The following is a 17,886-nucleotide window of genomic DNA, read 5'->3' on the forward strand; positions in this document are numbered from 1 at the left end:
GTACTCACTCCTTATAATTCTTTGGTCGGAACTATTTTGAGTGTAGCACAAATGACTTTTTTAGTTGTCTAGCTTAATTTTACAATCGGCGATAGATAAAAAAGGAGGATTAAATGAGTATTTGATAGTATTTATATTAAAATTACATATGTAATTTAAAAACGCTTGACATTGTGTTTGAGATCACTTACTTTTAGTATGTAAAAGTATTGGATTAAGGAGCTATGCAAATGAAAAAGAAATTTATTACTGGTGGGATTGTCGTTGCATTTCTATGTCTAATTGGCTACACAGGCACGCGGTACGCAAATGAAATTATTTTGTGGGGTGGAGAGACAGATATTGATACAATCAATGAGAATCTGACACAGCTTGATCATACATTGACAGATAAAGAGCAAGCGATTACAGATCTTACCGCTCGACTAGCACAAAAAGAACAGACATTGCAAGATTCAAAGGCAGATGTCCAAGAATACCAAACAAAAGTAAATGAATTAGAAAACCAAAAAAATCAATCGGCAGCAGAAAAACAAAACTTAGAAAGTCAATTAGTCAGCAAGGATGCACAACTACAAAGCAAACAAAATGAAATCAATGTCAAACTAGATGAGATCAACTAAAAAAATGATGAAATCAATCATCTGAATGCAGATTGGACAGCAAGACTACAAGAAGCACAAGCAAAACTTTCAGAATTACAAAATACTGTAAATGGTTTGAATCAACAAATCGCAACACTGACACAAGAAAAAACAAATGTAGAAACTCAGTTAACAGATACACAAAAGAAATTAGACGAAGCAACTGCTGAAAACTCAAGCTTGAAACAATATATTCAAAAGTTAGAAAAAGCAAAAGATGAAGTGGAAGATACAGCTGATAAATCTCAGCAAATTGTTGAAGAACATTTGCGTAAATAATCTTTCTTAACAAGTAAACCTAAATTAGTAAAGAAGCAACAGTAATCTATACTGCTGCCTCTTTTTTTTAGTACATGTCCTTCATCTTCGCAGGAAGTGCCAATATGATTTTAAGAAAGGTAATAGACAAAAAGTCAAAAAGATAAAACAGAGTTTCTTCTTTACAAAGGGAATGTATGTTCGTATAATGGTATTGAGGTGAAGGTTATGGAGAAAAAATATGGAACAGTAGATAAGATCCGTACTTTGCAAGTTAGTGCCAGACCGTTGATCCGTTTCAGTTTAAATGGGGTCAATTGTTTGATTGCTTCCCATAGTTTGAACTTCCTAGCTGAAGTAGACGAAGGGATGAAGTTAGTCGTTACAGGTTATTATAATAATAGAAAGCAATTTGTTGTGAGATCCTATCATGTGTTAGGGAAACCCAAAATTGTGGTAGAATATGAGAAAAGTCTATACCCAAGAAAAAAGGTCCGACAAGATGAAAGAATAAACTAGAAAACAAGCGGCTGAGACAAAAATGTCCTAGCCGCTTGTTTTGGAAAGATGGATGCAGACGATGGGATTTGAACCCACACGAGCATACGCTCACAAGAACCTCAATCTATATATAACTACATGTATTTAAGTATTTGTGATGAATCACTAAACTTTCCAAACTCATTTGAGGGATATTGCTTAAAGATTGAACAGATCAATTCGAAGCCCTATTAGTATTCGCTCAATGGGGGGATCAGAGGCCATAAAAAGAGACTAGTCATTACTAGTCTCAGGTAGTGGAATTGTAGGATTTTAAACGTTCCTGGAGAGTACCGGTATGTAACTCGAAGAGGTGATTATCATAGTCGTAAAAGTAAATTGAAGAAGCCTCGTCTTTCACACGAGAACGTCCTGGTTCGACAGTTAAACCTAACATTTGGATTTTTGAGACAAACGAATCTATATCTTGTTCGTCAATTTTAAAAGCAATATGATTGTATGTCTTTGGCAGTTTATTCGACGAATTCTGCATTACTGCAATCCATAGGTCCTTAACTAAGAAAAATTTTTCTGGATATAATGAAAATTTTTTTTGTTGACTATCGTAGATTTCTTTTGCATCAAATAAGGTATTTAACAATTAAGTATTTAAAAGATAACTTTTAAGTTATCTTTAAGTAATGCTTAAAGCTATGTTATACTCTATTAGGAAATATAAGAAGGAGTATAAAAATGAACAAACATAATAGAAAAATAACGAATAACAAAGAACTGATCTTGTTACTAATAGGGATTTGGGGTATCTTTTTACTCTTTAATATGTATATGCCGACTATGAGAGCGGATGACGTAGTTTATGCAAGTAGATTAGATGAACTTGGCTATTTGGGTGCTTCGATAGAACATTATAAGACATGGAGTTCAAGAATTATTATAGAACTATTCTTAATGTTCTTTTCTAAACACTTTATGCTATGGAAATTATTAAATTCTACGATTATGTTAGGAATTGTAGTATTACTTTGCAAGTATGTTTTTGAGAAAATAAATGTTAAAAATTTATTATTGGTTTGCTCTATATACTGTTTAATACCATTGACAGTAATGGGGGAAACCGGTTGGAGAGCAACCACCTTGAACTATCAGTGGCCAGTAGCATTTAGTTTACTAACTTTTTATCCGTTTTTTCAACTCTTAAGAGGAGAAGAAATAAATAGAAAAATATATTGGGTAAGTATTCCTTTATTGATATTTTTAACTAATCAAGAACAAGTCAACGCCTGTTTTTTTGTTCTAACAAGTATAGTTAGTTTATATTTGATTGTCAATGGACGATATAATTATAAGTTATCAGTATTTTCAATAATAAGCTTAGCAGAATTAATTTTCTCTTTGACAACTCCAGGGAATGCATTACGTGCTGCACATGAAATTAATAAATGGTTTCCTGAATATAAAAATTTCAACTTTCTTAATAAGTTAGATTTAGGTATTTCATCATTTGGAAAGCCGTTTTTTTTAGACATGAATATCTTATTTTTATTGCTATTTTTCTTAATTTTCCTTCTAACATATAGGAAATGTCAAAACTATTATGTGCGTATATTGACTGCATTACCGTTTTTCTTAAACCTGATTATTTATTTTGGTAATACAATGGGTCAAAGCTTTACTTACGTCAATGGAAATAAAAGGGCAATGATTTGGAGTAGTAGTAACCTGAATAATCTCTTTACAGAGTTAGGAACGAAACTGTCACTTTTTTATCCAGGTACTTGGATAGCTACTTTAGTAGTCTTGGCATTATTACTATGTTTAATTGTTGGAATTTATTTAAGTTTTGACAATAAGAAAACTTCTATTTTTTTAGTTATTTTGATGATAATGGGATTTTGTTCAAGGTTAATTATGGGATTTTCTCCCACAGTATGGGCTTCCGGAATGCGGACGTACTATATACTTTATGTTGTTATCGCCATCTTAGTACTAATGGCAGTTAAAGAGCTAATGAAAAGCATGAGTTTACAAAAAAATGAATTTATGCAATTTGGATTAACCGTGCTTGGTATTTGTACCTTTATAATAACGGTGATAAACAGATAATATACAAAAAATCCCTCGCTCTAGTATTAGGTGAGGGATTTTACTCGTTTTTCGATTAATTGTTTTAACACTTGCAAGTTTCTACGAGTAGCTTGTTTCCGACCTTCATATACTCACCTCAGGCTGTTTACATGATTGTACGTTCTTTTTGTAAAGGATACAGTGATATGTATATAATGGCATAAAGAAACGTTCAAACAAAAAAACTCGTGAAGCAAAATTAACTTCACGAGTTGTAGTGCAGATGATGGGACTCGAACCCACACGAGCTAACGCTCACATGACCCTCAATCATGCTTGTCTGCCAATTCCAACACATCTGCGTAATAATAACACAATAATGATAGCGAGGTTTTACATAGTTGTCAAGCTCAAAAATGGGAGGACTTATTAAGATGGAGAAATATGACGGAGAATTTTCAGGACTGGGAATGATCTTAGGTGTATTGATTGGACTTGCATTCGGACGTTTTTTGCTTGGTTTTATGCTAGGAATCATTTGTGGAATTGCAATGGATTGGGCAGCGAATCTATGGAATGACTATCATGACAATTAAGTTCTTAACGCTTGTTTGTGTTTTTTTAATACTTACGTTTTTCCTAAATAAGTGGCAAAATTTTCTAGGATGGAGTATGATATTGAAATAGTAAATAACAAAAAATTTGGAAAGTTCTAACTTTTTGAAATGAGGGATTGGCTAAGTGATGAGAGAATTTGAAAAATCCAACAAATTAGAAGGTGTCAGTTACGATGTTCGCGGTCCCGTTCTAGAAGAAGCGGAGCGGATGCAAGAAGAGGGCATTAGTATTTTAAAATTGAACACGGGAAATCCCGCACCTTTTGGATTTGAAGCACCAAACGAAGTCATTCGTGATTTGATCATGAATGCCCGTGACTCAGAAGGCTACTCAGATTCCAAGGGGATCTTTTCTGCTAGAAAAGCAATTGAGCAATATTGCCAACTGAAACATTTTCCGAATGTGACGATCAATGATATCTACACCGGCAACGGAGTGAGCGAATTGATCACGATGTGTATGCAGGGGTTGCTGGACAATGGAGATGAAGTACTGGTTCCAATGCCGGACTATCCGTTGTGGACGGCTTCTATTGCATTAGCTGGAGGCACACCTGTTCATTATATTTGCGATGAAGAGGCAGAATGGTATCCTGATATTGATGATATCACATCAAAAATAACGAGTCGGACAAAAGCTATTGTTATCATTAATCCTAATAATCCTACTGGGGCACTTTATCCAAAAGAATTATTAGAAGAAATCGTTGAAGTAGCTCGACAAAATAACCTGATTATTTATTCCGACGAAATCTATGATCGCTTAGTGATGGATGGTCTAGAACATATTCCGATTGCTACATTAGCGCCTGATTTGTTCGTTGTTACGCTGAATGGTCTATCCAAATCTCATCGTGTAGCAGGATTTCGAGTAGGCTGGATGGTCCTAAGTGGAGATAAGTCACACGTTAAAGGCTATATAGAAGGGCTGAATATGTTGTCCTCCATGCGTTTGTGTTCCAATGTATTGTCTCAGCAAATTATCCAAACCGCGCTAGGCGGTTATCAAAGTGTCGATGAGCTGCTCCTGCCAGGCGGAAGGATCTATGAACAAAGAGAATATATCTATAATGCAATCAATGATATTCCTGGTCTTTCAGCCGTAAAACCAAAAGCTGCTTTTTATATATTCCCAAAAATTGATACAAAGCGATTCAATATTTTGGATGATGAAAAATTCGTTTTGGACTTTTTACATGAACATCATATTCTACTTGTACATGGTGGTGGATTTAATTGGAACCAGCCAGATCATTTTCGAATCGTTTATCTTCCTAAAATGGATGATTTGAAACAAACAGCTAAGAAAATGAGAGAATTCCTAGCAACCTATCGCCAAAAATGATTTTAAAAACCAAATTTTTCAGTAGGAGGGCCACAGACAAACACACTGAGGCTCTCTTTCTAGTGGAGTTTTCTTAAATAACTAAAGTATATTATTTAGTTGCAAGTCTTTTCTTGAAGTTTGCGACTTCCTAAAGTAAAATACGAATAGAATGCGAATACGCATATTTTGGGGAGGATACTTATGGAAACGTTAATCGAGTCCTTTGGCACGATCATTAAAGAGATTCGAAAAGAACAAAAAATGACGCAAAAAATGCTTTCGCAAGATATTTGTTCACAAAGTGTATTAAGTCGGATCGAAAATAATGAGGAACTGCCGAATGTATTGGTGATGATGCAGATTTGTCAACGGCTAGGGGTAACGATTGATCATGTGATGAATCTCTCTCGAAAAACTACTCGGACAAACGATAAATTATTTGAACTGTTGGATAGTTGTTTCCAAAAACGTGATTATCGGAAGTTAGAACAAGTACTAAAATCTTCTGATATTTCTGAAAATCTGTATCAAGCAACTGACTTTCAACGCTATTATTATTATCTCGGTGTTTGCGAATTCACGTTGCGTCAAAATATCTCTCAGTCCCTTTATTATTTGAAAGAAGCATTAAGCTACTCTAGCCAAAAAGAAAGAATCCATGTTTCTGACACAGAAATACAACTGATCAGTTGCATTGGAAAAATATATGGTGTTGCAGGAAAAACGGCTGAAGCACGCTATTATTTGAGTCGAAGCATTCAACTGTTGCACCAATCAGCTGACGAACGATCAAAAAGTGAATTTTCGCAAATTTTTTATAATTATGGAAATTTCTTATTCCATCAAAATGAAATCGACGAAGCGTTAGAACAGGTGAATCAAGGAATCTATTGGGCTCAAGAGAAGAATAGCTACTATTACCTCAATGATTTATTTGTGCTTAAAAGCTTAATATACAAGCGTAAAGAAGAACCAGAAAGAGCAGCATTCTATGAAGGCTTAGCACAAGCTGTGAAACAAATTTCAAAAAATTTGTAAATGGTGTAGACCATTCTTGACTTCTTCTCTAAATAAGAGTACTTTAGAGGTAGAAAAACAAAGGGAGAGAATAGAATGAGAACTTTTATCTATGCTGACAAATTCTTTTTAGCGTCAGGTGTCAAACATGCAGGCTATCTTGAAATTACCGATGGACTTTTTGGTGAATACACCAAAGAACTACCTGAGGGAGAAGTCAACATCATTGACCAAAGCGGCAAATGGATTGCTCCTGGTTTGGTAGATACACATATTCACGGCTATATGAATCATGATGTAATGGATAATGATGCAGAAGGCATCAAAGTGATGTCTGAAGGTCTGTTATCTTGTGGAGTGACTTCATTTTTACCAACAACATTGACGTCAAGCAAAGAACGTTTAAAAGATGTAGCTGAGACAATCGGCAAAATGTATCAGGAAGCACCAGGAGCTAAAATCAAAGGAATCTATTTTGAAGGTCCTTTCTTCACAGAAGAACACAAAGGGGCACAAAACCCAAGTTATTTCGGGGATCCTGATTTGGATACTTTCCATGAATGGCAAGAAGCTTCAGGCGGTTTAATCAAAAAAATTGCTTTAGCACCGGAACGTCAAGGTGTAGAAGAGTTTGTCAAACAAGTGACTGAAGAAGGAGTAGTTGTTTCTCTAGGTCACAGTAACGCTACGCTAGAAGAAGCGCAAAAAGCTGTTGAAGCTGGCGCCAGTGTATTTGTCCATGCTTTCAATGGTATGCGTGGATTGAATCATCGCGAACCAGGTATGGTGGGTGCGTTATTATCTTTAGAACATGTCTTTTCTGAATTGATTTGTGATGGCCATCATGTACATCCAAATGCTGCGGGAATCCTAATGGAAAAAGCAGGACATGATCATGTCGCATTAATTACAGACTGTATGATGGCCGGTGGGATGCCTGATGGAAATTACAATTTAGGCGAATTTCCAGTAGTAGTAAAAGAAGGAACAGCACGTCTAGAATCTGGCAACTTAGCTGGAAGTATATTGAAATTGAAAGAAGCAATTAAAAATGTTGTAGATTGGGGATTAGCAACACCAGAACAAGCAGTCATGATGGCTAGTCTGATTCCAGCAATCAGCTGTAAAATCGATGATACATGTGGAAAAATCGCTCAAGGACGCGATGCAGACTTTATCGTATTGAACCCTGATATGACATTGGAAGCAACTTATCTAGATGGCGTGGAACGTTTCCACGCATAATATAATTTAAGTTAACCTTAAAACTAAACTTCTTAAGTTTGGTTTTAAGGTTTTTTTTGTGTTCTAGTAAAAATCACTTTACATAAGTTTCAAAAGTTTCTTTAATTTCCTATTGTTCAATAAGTAACAATGTAAAGATAAAATTAAAAATGTTAATACGTATTAGCAAAATAAAAGCGTTTTTTTATTGTGAATAAATGAACATAATTAGGAGGAGAAAGATGAACTTATTTGACATTTTTCGATCGACTTTGACAGATATGTCGATTGTCAGTGCAATCACTTCAACAGTTTTTATTATATTATTAGGGTTTGTTTGTAGAAAAAAGGGGATTTTTTCTGAATCTGTTGGAAAAATTCTATCGAAAGTCGTCTTAACAGTGGCTTTGCCAGCACTGGCATTTCGAGCTTTCATGCAAGATATCAATACAGAATTACTGATGCAAGGAATCAATGTCTTGATTTGGGGATTAGTTATTTATATTATTCTTATTCTAGTTTCAAAACCTTTTTTCTTAAGCTATAAAGGGGATAAGCAAACAACGTTGCGTGTCCTGACGATCTTTGGTTCTACGACCTTTTTCGGAACGCCTATCGTCAGTGCGATTTATGGTCCTGTCGGCGTGATGTATTCCTCAATTTTCAATATTGGCTACCGAATCTTTTTGTATTCTTATGGATACATAAAAATGAGTGGCTTGAAGATGGAAGCTAAAAATATCAAAGCGATGTTCGTCAATCCAATCATTATCGCTACTTTTGCCGGCCTTTTCATTTGGCTGTTCCAAGGGTATCTGCCACAAGTGTCAGTTACAGGTGCAGAAGGAGAGATAAGCCAAGTAGCGTTTTTGCGAATTGACCAGACTGCACCGTGGCTATTTCAGCCGATGGATTATTTAGCTGGTTTAAGTTCACCATTGGCGTGGCTAGCAATCGGCGCAACATTAGGTGAAGTAAGCTTCAAAAAAGCTGCATCTGAAAAAACTTCATGGTATTACAGTCTAGTCAAAGTGGTATTTGTACCTGCATTGAATATCGTGATTCTAGCAGTTTTGACGGCAACGAATATTCTACCAGTCAATTTTGAAGCACTGGCAACAATCGTTATCATGATGGCTACACCAGCTGCAACAGTGGCAGCAGCCTATGCTATCAGTTTTGATAGGGAGGCACTTTTAGCCTCCAATGCATCCTTACTGTCAACTATTTTTGCTGTGGTACTGACACCTGTATGGATCGTTGTATTACAAATGATTCATGGCATAGGTTTATTTTCATAAGAAATGGAGGAAGAAAGTATGAGAATCGCATGTTACGGTGTTCGTCCGAACGAGATAGATTTTTTTGAAAAATTGAATATTTACCATTATGATCTCAGTCTTTATGAAGAACTGTTGACACATGACAATATCGTGTCAGCAAAGGACCATGATGCTGTATTGTTGAGGGGAAATTGTATAGCAGATGAGACCAATCTTGCAAAAATGCAGGAATATGGGATTTGTTATGTTTTTACACGGACTGTGGGAGTCAATCATATCGATCTACAAGCGGCAGCTGATTTTGGTATGACAGTAGCCCGTGTACCATCGTATTCGCCAAATGCGATAGCAGAGTTATCTTTGACTTTTGCCATGATGCTTTTGAGAAATACTGCGTATACGACGATCCGAACATCTTTCAAAGATTTTCGAGTGGATGAGCAAATGTTTAGTCGTGAAATCAGAAATTGCACAGTAGGGATCATAGGAACAGGCAGGATAGGGTTGACGGAAGCTGTTTTGTTTAAGGGACTAGGAGCCAAAGTTATCGGCTACGATATTCATCAGACAGAAGCTGCTAAAAAAGTATTGACGTTCCACTCGCTTGAAGAGTTATTAGCCAAAAGCGATATCGTCAGTATTCATGTACCTCATATCCCAGGTGAAAACGATCAAATGATCAATGAAGGATTTTTAGCTCAAATGAAAAAAGGCAGCATCTTGATCAATACAGCCCGTGGAGAGCTTCAAGATAATGAAGCTATTTTAAGAGCTTTGAAAAGCAATCATTTAGCTGGTTTTGCAACCGATGTTTTTGCAAATGAAACAGAGGTTTTTTTCCGATCCTTCAAGCCATGGGAGACGATTCCAGACCCTGCTATCCAGCAATTAGTAGAAATGTACCCTAGAGTTCTTGTAACCCCGCATGTAGGTTCAAATACAGATGAGGCATTATCAAATATGATTTCGACAAGTTTCGAGAACTTTCGTGAAATAATAGAAACTGGAAAAACGAAAAATGAGGTATCTCTTCCTAAAGCCCGTCAATTAAGATAAGAAAACATGGATATTCGTCAATAAAATGTTTAAAAATAGTCCAAGTAAACAGTTGTTACTTCTGTATACTTGGACTATTTTGTATGGGATAATTCGATGACTCAACAGTAATCTGTGAGCTTTTTCCGCCCATTCTTTGTCAATTCATAACAGGTTAGCGGCCGGCCGATTTCCAAATATTTGATTCTTTCGTTCAATATATCTTGTTCTACCAAAAAATTCAAATATTTCTTGACTGATATACGTGACAGTGAGCTTTTTTGAGCCAGTTCTTTTGTTGAAAAAATAGTATCTTCTTTTAGAATAAATGCACTTATTTTTTTTAAAGTCAGTTTTGACAGACCTTTAGGCAAATCGATGAATGATGGTATTTCGTGAATGGGAGTGGTGTGGTTGAATACTTGATCGATCAATTTCTGATCGGCTTTTTCAGTCGTTTGGATTGTCTGAGAGAAAGCAAGATACTTTTCGATCGCCAGCTGAAAACGTTGCAAAGTGAACGGTTTGATCAAATAATCTAAGGCACCGTAGCGGATCACATTCTTTATGGTTTCGATATCATCTGCAGCAGTGATCAAAATCACTGGGATATCATTTCCTTGCTGTCTAAGCCAAGATAAAAAATGGATACCACTTTCGCCAGGCATGTATACATCAAGCAGCAGCAGATCTGCGTTTTTTTGTCTGAAATATTTTTTTCCTTCTTCTACATTTCTGAAACTTTCGATTACGTTCATATTAGGGATGCTTTCCACAAAAGTACGATTCAATTCTGCAACCATTGGATCATCTTCGATTATCAGGACATTTGTCATCATTTTGATCTTCCTTTTTTGGTAATTCTAGATAGACGATTGTACCGCCATTTGTTTGTTTGGAAAATTCTAAAAATCCACCGTGGCGTTTGACGATTGAATGGATGAGATTCAACCCAAACCCACGATTGATTCCCTTCGTCGAAAAACCTAGCGTAAATATTTTTTCTGAGATTTCTTCTGATATCCCGACACCGTCATCGCAGACGGTCACGATGAATACTTCAGCTTCTGTGTCATAGTTTAAATGAATCCGGACCTGTCCGTTTCTTTCATGTTTTTGTAGCACGGCTTCTTTTGCATTATCAAGTAAGTTCCCTAACACTTGCAAAAGTGAATGGATGGAGTCATCCATCTCCATTTTAGGGATAAAAGAATCGGTTTCTAACAGCATTTCAACAGATTGTTCTTTGGCTTCGTTTATTTTGCCTAATAAAAAACCGGCAATTGCAGGAACTTTGATCAGACTTGAGACTTGGCCAATCTCTTTTTTATAATTTTGATTTAGCTGCTGGATAAAATGGGTGACTTCTTCATACTTCTTCAAATCAATCAAACCAGAAATGACATGAAGTTTATTCATGAATTCATGGGTTTGAGCTCTCATGGAGTTTATATATTGTTTCGTCCCCCCAAGCTCCTCCATTAATTTCATTACTTCTGATCGATTTCGTAAAGTTGCGACTGCTCCTAAAAAACGGTCATTGCTAAAAAGAGGTGTAACGCTAGAAATAGTTTCTATCCCATTTAAATACATGGATTGAGTCCGAACGGTCGTTTGATGCTCAATCGTCTCTTTAAACAAAACGTCATATAGATTATCACTGATTTTTTTTCCTACTTCGAAATCCAATAGCTGCTCTGTTTGGTAGAAAATGTTTTTTGCAGGTGTATTGATCAAGAGGATAGTTTTATCAGAAGAGATGGCTAAGATTCCTTCATCTACTTCATTTTCGATAATCGTTTTTTCACTTAACTGTTCTGCTATTTCTTGTGGTTCAAGTCCAAGCAGTACTTTTTTCATTTTTTGGGCAAGAAAAACGGCGCCTATGATGCCTACGCTAAGTCCGATAATCAATGAAAAAACAATCATTTTTTGTCCATCTTTGACTTGATTGTCAATCGTGTTGTTTGTTAAGCCAACACAAACTGCACCAATAATCTCTTGATTGTAATAAATAGGAACGAAATAGCGGAAGCCGAACCCTAACATTCCTTCTTTTTCAGAGAAAAATTCTTGTCCTCCAATCACTTTTTTCACATCTTCATGACTTGAGAAAGGAAGACCGATGTAACTTGGGTCTGCGTGAGAATATCGAATGCCTTCAGGGTCCATGACCACGATAAAATCTAAATTCGATGCAATCATGATTTCATTTGTTATTCCTTGAATCGCATGTGTCGGGTCACCAGTCTGCAGCTTTTTTTGGATGAGTTTATCATTGGCAACGATTTTAGCAATGCTAGAGATTTTATCTGACACACTAGATCGGTTCATCGAAAGAATAAAATTCCTGATCAATATGGCAGAAACAATCAAAGAAACGAATGTGGAGAAACAAACGACAAGGATGATCGTGTTCTGGAGCTTTAATGGTTTTTTCTTAAAAAAAGGAAACATAGGCTACCTCGAAAGAATTTATTGTGAAAATTTTAACATGAAAACAAAAATTTAACAAATTGTCAACGATAAACACAACCTTCCTATAAAAAACACCACTGAGTCGGTAAAAGAAGCTATACAGAATTTTCAAACATTGGTATGATAGACGTAGAAATGGAAGGAGGCGTGTATATGATAGGGGGAATCGCACTTGAGACGATTTATTGGTATACATTGCTGATTTGTGCAGGATTGGCAGTCCTATTGATTATTTTTGGAGATGTATTCGATTTTGATGGCCCGCTTGATCCGATGCTTATTATCCCTTGGTTAACTTTCACAAGCTTGTTTGGTTTTCTAGGTGAGCGTTTAACAGATCAATCATCTTTATTTTTATTTATTGCTAGTGGAGGCATATCGATAGTGTTGGTATTTTTGCTTAATTTCTATATATTGATGCCGATGAAACATGCCGAATCAACGATTTCGTCTTCTGAAAAAACTCTGGAAGGACAAGTAGCTGTTGTGATCACACCGATCCCTGTACGAGGTATGGGAGAAATTCAGTTGAAAAGTGTTACCGGTTCCATTAGTCGTCCAGCTTGTTTTTACAGCCCCCAAGAACAGACAGCTGAGCGGGGAACGAAAGTATTGATCATTGAGATCAAGGAAAGAATCTGTTATGTCATGCCTTATGAAAGCATGATAAAAGCTTAAAGGAGCGTGTGTTAAATGGAAATACCAGTTGTTTTTATCGCGATCGCAATCGCAGCTTTGATTTTACTGATGTTGCTGATCGTCTTTGTAGCGAAGTACCAGACAGCAAAACCGGATGAAGCGTTGATCATCAGTGGAAGTTATTTAGGAAGCAAAAATGTGCACATTGATGAAAGCAATAACAAAATCAAAATTGTGCGTGGAGGTGGCGCATTCGTCTTGCCAGTTTTTCAACGTTCGAATCGGATCAGTCTATTATCGAGTAAATTGGACGTCTCCACCCCTGAAGTGTATACGGAACAAGGCGTACCGGTGATGTGTGATGGTACTTCGATCATCAAAATCGGTTCATCTGTAGAAGAGATTGCTACAGCAGCAGAACAGTTTTTAGGCAAGACAAGAGAAGAACTGGAAAATGAAGCAAGAGAAGTATTAGAAGGACACTTGCGCTCGATTCTTGGTTCTATGACTGTAGAAGAAATCTATCAAAATCGCGATAAGTTCAGTCAAAGCGTACAAGAAGTCGCTTCTGTAGACCTTGCAAAAATGGGGTTGATCATCGTTTCTTTCACTATCAAAGAGGTCAGAGACAAAAACGGTTATCTTGACTCTTTAGGGAAACCAAGAATCGCCCAAGTCAAAAGAGATGCAGATATAGCAGAAGCGGAAGCTCTAAAAGAAACGCGTATCAAAAAAGCTCAAGCAGAAAAAGAATCACAAGCAGCTGAATTACAGCGACAAACAGAGATCGCAGAATCATTAAAAGAAAAAGAACTGAAATTAGCAACCTACAAACAAGAACAAGATGTTGCTAAAGCAAAAGCAGACCAAGCCTACAATTTAGAAAGTGCCCGAGCACAACAACAAGTAATCGAACAGGAAATGCAGATTAAAATCGTAGAACGTCAAAAACAAATCGAACTGGAAGAAAAAGAAATCACACGTCGTGAAAAGCAATATGATTCGGAAGTGAAGAAAAAAGCAGATGCCGATCGGTACGCTAAAGAACAAGAAGCACAAGCTCAAAAAGTCAAAGAAGTGACTGAAGCCGAAGCAGAACGATTCCGTGTGGAAGCACTGGCAGAAGCGGAAGCCAATAAGACACGTTTAGCTGGACAAGCAGAAGCCGAAGCAGCACTAGCAAAAGGAAAAGCCGAAGCCGAAGCAAAACAAAAGATCGCCAATGCCTTCAAGGAATATGGCGAAGCAGCTGTCTTGAGTATGGTTATCGATATGCTACCGCAATTGATGCGCGAAGCAGCACAGCCGCTAGGAAATATCGAAAAAATCTCTGTTGTCGATACAGGAAGCAGTTCAGGAGAAACCAGTGGAGCGAACCGAGTGACAAATTATGCCACAAATTTGCTTTCTTCTACTCAAGAAACACTAAAAGCGACAACAGGACTTGACTTGAAGGAAATCGTAGAGAATTTGTCGACACGTGGGACTACTAGCCAAGTAAATATGTATGAAGCGCCAAAAGAGGCAGAACAAAACTCGATGAATGAAGAATAAAATAGTACACTTCACCGTTCAATCAAAAATGGAGGAAGACTTTTTAAAGTTCTTCTCTCCATTTTTTTATTTTATTGCAAAAGAAAATTAGTCCTCGCTATTTTTCTTTTGTTTTTGGATCTTAGCTTCTATCTCTTGTAAATTTGTTCTTAGCAATCGTTCTTTCTTTTGGAGTTCGACCAAATCTTCTGATAGTTCTTCCTTCTTTTCTGTTTCAGGAGGACGAAGAAAGAAATTGATACCGATTGCAATGAATGTCCCTATAAAAGTATCTAGTACACGTTGGATAGCATACAAAGCGGATTCGCCTTGAGGGATGCTCAACGCAATCAGCAACAACGTAGCGATTGCGGAAATGATACCGGAATTATTGTTAATACCATCTGACACGACGATCACAATAATAACTAGAATAGGAAGCAAGATCAATTCTACCAAAAAATCATTGTGAAAATAGCTTTTGACAAAAAAATAAATGATAGCTAATGTACCACCTAATGTATTGCCGATGATCCTAGACTTTCCAAAAGAAACGGTTGTAGTCAAGTCCTGACGCAAAGAAAAAACAGCAGATAATGCAGCAATCATCGGGATTCCTCGTTGAGTCAAATGAAAAAACAAGATACATAAAAAAACAGCTAAGGCACTTTTGATCGTACGCATACCTAGTCGAAAACGGCCAAATTGCATAGAGATTCTCCTTTTTGGTCTTTTTACTATCATACCTAAACTTTTGTCTGATAGCTAGTTTTTCATTATTCAAGTATAATTAAAATAAAAAAAGGGGGAAGTAAATGCGTATAGGAATGCGAACAGTCAAAACAGTGATCAGTGTCTTCTTTTCGATGGTCACAGCGGGTAGCTTATCGCTGTTGTATTGGCCAGCTGCAGGGATCATTGCATTATTAAGTGTAGGAAATACCAAGCGCTCTACATTGCGTACGGGCATGAATCGAATCGCAGCCTTTATATTAGCTACGGCAACAGCACTGTTCAGTTTTTTTGCTGTTGGGTATACTATTTTTGGCTTCAGTCTTTTTTTATTCCTGTTCATCCCGCTTGCCTCTCGCTTCAAATTAACCGAAGGGATCGTAGTAAATTCGGTTTTGGTCACTCATTATTTAGTGGAGGAAAACATGTCTTGGCAGCTGATCGGCAATGAAGCGGGATTAATGGCGATTGGATTAGTATTTGCTTTGCTTGCAAATGTTTACATGCCAGATCGTACGAAGCAGCTGAAGGAAAACCAAATACAGATCGAAAAAGAATTTCGAAATATTTTGAGACAAATGGCAGAATTTCTTTTATCAGAAAATAAAGAAGATGTGCAGATCAAATGCGAACGTTTACTGACATTCATTCGCGAAAGCCAAGAAGATGCCAGAGAACATCAAGAAAACTACTGGCTCAGACAGCCGCTATACTACGAAACTTACTTCTCTATGAGAAGAGCACAGGCCAATGTGATTAAAGACATGCTGGAAAATCTAGAGAGAATCCAGCAACCAGCTTATTATGGAAAACATATCTATGGTTTATTGATTTATACTGCAGAAACATTTTCAGAGTCAAATGATGGCAGACAAATTTTAGCACGTATTGAAGAAGTTTATGTATTGTATCGGCAAATGCCTCTGCCGACTAGTCGCCCTGAATTCGAGGATCGAGCAGAATTGTTCCAGTTTTTGCAGTCTTTTAAAAGTTTTATTGAAATCAAGGCAGAATTCTCCCAACAAAAAATCCAAAAATAGAGGTTGTGAATTCAGCTAATATTCAGGTCAAAAAGCTGAGTTCACAACCTCTTCTTTAAACGGTGTTCTCCTGTCAACTCCTCGGTCACAAGTCACAATATTCAACAAACATGAGAAGCTGTTTTTTGAAATTGCTCCTTGTGACTCGGAGCTGAACGGCAGGCTCACGACCTCTTCCTTAAACGGTGTTCTCCTGTCAACTCCTCGGTCACAAGTTACAATATTCAACAAACATGAGAAGCTGTTTTTTGAAATTGCTCCTTGTGACTCGGAGCTGAACGGCAGGCTCACGACCTCTTTCTTAAACGGTGTTCAAAAGCTTGCATCTGCGGTAATAAGTCCAGCCAAACGAAAAATAGGAGGAGCTATTTTTGTTTGACTGTTCTTATTACTTGATGCAGAACAGCTTTTTCACAACCTTTTAAAATTACATATTTTTCCATAGAACTTGCATTTGATCCAAGATTTCGATGACATCTTTTGTCAAGAAGAGAGAGCGATTGGGCAAGTCACCTTCAATCATGTGTATCATATTCTTTATTTCGTAATTCATTGCTTCAGATGTATTCCCGCTTTCGATGAATTCCTTTGTACCATCTGTAAATAAGATCTCCGCACGATCAGCACGCGGGTAATCAGCAATCGTCACATAACCGTTCTCAAAGGCAACGATACCGACTTTTGGCATTTTTGCCTGAAAAGTCAAGCTGACAGCAGCAAGTTCATTTTCTTTGTTACGCAAGATAGTGACTGATTGTTCGTCCACGCCTGTTTCAAAAGGAACCATTGTAGAGGCAACTACTTCAGGTTGAGAGCTCAAAAAGAAACGAGCGAAAGATACAGCATACGTACCGATATCCAACAGTGCTCCTCCAGCTAATTCTGGATTGAAGAACCGGTTTTTAGGGTCTGGTTCTTTGTAACTGCCGAAAGGTGCTTGGATCATTTTTAAAGCCCCCAGTTTTCCTGTATCCATTATTGAGCGTAACTGCTGATAAAGTGGCATGTTGAAGATTGTCATCGCTTCTGCTAAGATCAAATTCTTTTCTTCTGCTAAGCGCATAGCGTCAGCCAGTTCTTTTTTATTCATCGTGATGGCTTTTTCACATAGAACGTGTTTGCCTGCTTCCAATGCTGCCAAGATATGGTCGATATGCTGTCTATTTGGTACAGCAATGTACACGATGTCGATTTCAGCATCGTCTAACATTTCTTGATAGCTTCCGTAAGCTTTTGGAATATTGTAACGGTGAGCGAAGTTTTCCGCTTTTTCTGAAGTTCTGGAAGCAACTGCTGTTAGTTCGCTCGTCTCTTGATTGAAGCTTTCGGCAAACTCATGTGCGATGGTACCAAGACCAACGATTCCCCATTGATATTTTTTCATCTGAAAACGCTCCTTCATAATTGGATTGAGTTTCTTGTCTGTCTATTATTATAACAAAAATCACGAAGAATAAAGAGGAGAGGACTTGAAACATTAAAAAAAATGAAAGC

Annotated in this window: 16 protein-coding genes, 1 tRNA gene and 1 pseudogene; 12 read left to right on the forward strand and 6 right to left on the reverse strand. The window is 37.1% G+C overall.

Features of this window, described 5'->3' with window-relative positions; translation table 11 throughout:
• Positions 1–230: 230 nt before the first annotated feature.
• Positions 231–923: pseudogene (locus DIZ30_RS13640) on the forward strand (DNA-directed RNA polymerase subunit omega).
• A 207-nt stretch (positions 924–1,130) separates the two neighbouring features.
• The gene (locus DIZ30_RS04710) at positions 1,131–1,421 is read left to right on the forward strand and encodes a hypothetical protein (protein WP_002295437.1); all 291 of its coding nucleotides are present in this window, start codon (positions 1,131–1,133) and stop codon (positions 1,419–1,421) included.
• 271 nt (positions 1,422–1,692) lie between these two features.
• Here the strand turns inward: DIZ30_RS04710 and DIZ30_RS13645 are convergent, their stop codons facing one another.
• A complete protein-coding gene (locus tag DIZ30_RS13645; protein ID WP_002317672.1) occupies positions 1,693–2,043 on the reverse strand; it encodes a VOC family protein in 351 nt (116 codons plus the stop codon).
• A gap of 92 nt (positions 2,044–2,135) precedes the next feature.
• Between DIZ30_RS13645 and DIZ30_RS04720 the strand changes: the two genes are divergently transcribed.
• Positions 2,136–3,506: a DUF6056 family protein gene (locus DIZ30_RS04720; protein ID WP_002327954.1), complete on the forward strand. Its 1,371-nt coding sequence runs from the start codon at positions 2,136–2,138 to the stop codon at positions 3,504–3,506.
• Positions 3,507–3,745: 239 nt separating this feature from the next.
• On the opposite strand, the gene DIZ30_RS04725 is transcribed toward DIZ30_RS04720, so the two are convergent.
• A tRNA-Leu gene (locus DIZ30_RS04725) sits at positions 3,746–3,829 on the reverse strand.
• 54 nt (positions 3,830–3,883) lie between these two features.
• Between DIZ30_RS04725 and DIZ30_RS13505 the strand changes: the two genes are divergently transcribed.
• The 6 genes from DIZ30_RS13505 to DIZ30_RS04750 all read left to right on the forward strand — a co-directional run bounded on the left by DIZ30_RS13505 (position 3,884) and on the right by DIZ30_RS04750 (position 9,991).
• Positions 3,884–4,063 carry a hypothetical protein gene (locus DIZ30_RS13505; protein WP_002303756.1) on the forward strand — a complete coding sequence of 60 codons (180 nt, stop codon included), beginning with the start codon at positions 3,884–3,886 and terminating at the stop codon, positions 4,061–4,063.
• Between the two features lie 148 nt (positions 4,064–4,211).
• Positions 4,212–5,429: a pyridoxal phosphate-dependent aminotransferase gene (locus DIZ30_RS04730; protein WP_002317674.1), complete on the forward strand. Its 1,218-nt coding sequence runs from the start codon at positions 4,212–4,214 to the stop codon at positions 5,427–5,429.
• 183 nt (positions 5,430–5,612) lie between these two features.
• Entirely contained in the window at positions 5,613–6,449 is an 837-nt protein-coding gene (locus DIZ30_RS04735; protein ID WP_002292704.1) for a helix-turn-helix domain-containing protein, read from the forward strand.
• A 75-nt stretch (positions 6,450–6,524) separates the two neighbouring features.
• Positions 6,525–7,673, forward strand: coding sequence for an N-acetylglucosamine-6-phosphate deacetylase (gene nagA / locus DIZ30_RS04740; RefSeq protein WP_002289803.1), 1,149 nt, complete (start codon positions 6,525–6,527; stop codon positions 7,671–7,673).
• Positions 7,674–7,951: 278 nt separating this feature from the next.
• Positions 7,952–8,953: an AEC family transporter gene (locus DIZ30_RS04745; RefSeq protein ID WP_079291926.1), complete on the forward strand. Its 1,002-nt coding sequence runs from the start codon at positions 7,952–7,954 to the stop codon at positions 8,951–8,953.
• 18 nt (positions 8,954–8,971) lie between these two features.
• Positions 8,972–9,991 carry a 2-hydroxyacid dehydrogenase gene (locus DIZ30_RS04750; RefSeq protein ID WP_002299757.1) on the forward strand — a complete coding sequence of 340 codons (1,020 nt, stop codon included), beginning with the start codon at positions 8,972–8,974 and terminating at the stop codon, positions 9,989–9,991.
• 101 nt (positions 9,992–10,092) lie between these two features.
• Here the strand turns inward: DIZ30_RS04750 and DIZ30_RS04755 are convergent, their stop codons facing one another.
• Together DIZ30_RS04755 and DIZ30_RS13910 are read right to left on the reverse strand one after the other, a co-directional pair.
• Positions 10,093–10,809, reverse strand: a complete 717-nt coding sequence (locus DIZ30_RS04755; RefSeq protein WP_002321172.1) for a response regulator — start codon at positions 10,807–10,809, stop codon at positions 10,093–10,095.
• The gene (locus DIZ30_RS13910; protein ID WP_045135970.1) at positions 10,778–12,427 is read right to left on the reverse strand and encodes an ATP-binding protein; all 1,650 of its coding nucleotides are present in this window, start codon (positions 12,425–12,427) and stop codon (positions 10,778–10,780) included. Before DIZ30_RS13910 ends, DIZ30_RS04755 begins: the two co-directional genes overlap by 32 nt.
• 174 nt (positions 12,428–12,601) lie before the next feature.
• On the opposite strand from DIZ30_RS13910, the gene DIZ30_RS04765 reads away from it, so the two are divergent.
• On the forward strand, positions 12,602–13,126 hold the full coding sequence (locus DIZ30_RS04765; RefSeq protein WP_002328579.1) for an NfeD family protein: 525 nt from the start codon (positions 12,602–12,604) through the stop codon (positions 13,124–13,126).
• 15 nt (positions 13,127–13,141) lie between these two features.
• Entirely contained in the window at positions 13,142–14,641 is a 1,500-nt protein-coding gene (locus DIZ30_RS04770) for a flotillin family protein (protein WP_002299759.1), read from the forward strand.
• Positions 14,642–14,728: 87 nt separating this feature from the next.
• On the opposite strand, the gene DIZ30_RS04775 is transcribed toward DIZ30_RS04770, so the two are convergent.
• A complete protein-coding gene (locus DIZ30_RS04775) occupies positions 14,729–15,331 on the reverse strand; it encodes an aromatic acid exporter family protein (RefSeq protein ID WP_002295450.1) in 603 nt (200 codons plus the stop codon).
• Positions 15,332–15,435: 104 nt separating this feature from the next.
• Here DIZ30_RS04775 and DIZ30_RS04780 point away from each other — a divergent pair, with 104 nt between their 5' ends.
• Positions 15,436–16,392 carry an aromatic acid exporter family protein gene (locus DIZ30_RS04780; protein ID WP_002299760.1) on the forward strand — a complete coding sequence of 319 codons (957 nt, stop codon included), beginning with the start codon at positions 15,436–15,438 and terminating at the stop codon, positions 16,390–16,392.
• A gap of 427 nt (positions 16,393–16,819) precedes the next feature.
• Here the strand turns inward: DIZ30_RS04780 and DIZ30_RS04790 are convergent, their stop codons facing one another.
• Positions 16,820–17,776, reverse strand: a complete 957-nt coding sequence (locus DIZ30_RS04790; protein WP_002298741.1) for a Gfo/Idh/MocA family protein — start codon at positions 17,774–17,776, stop codon at positions 16,820–16,822.
• Positions 17,777–17,886: the final 110 nt, after the last annotated feature.

The organism is Enterococcus sp. H57 (assembly GCF_003112495.1).
Lineage (GTDB): Bacteria > Bacillota > Bacilli > Lactobacillales > Enterococcaceae > Enterococcus_B > Enterococcus_B faecium.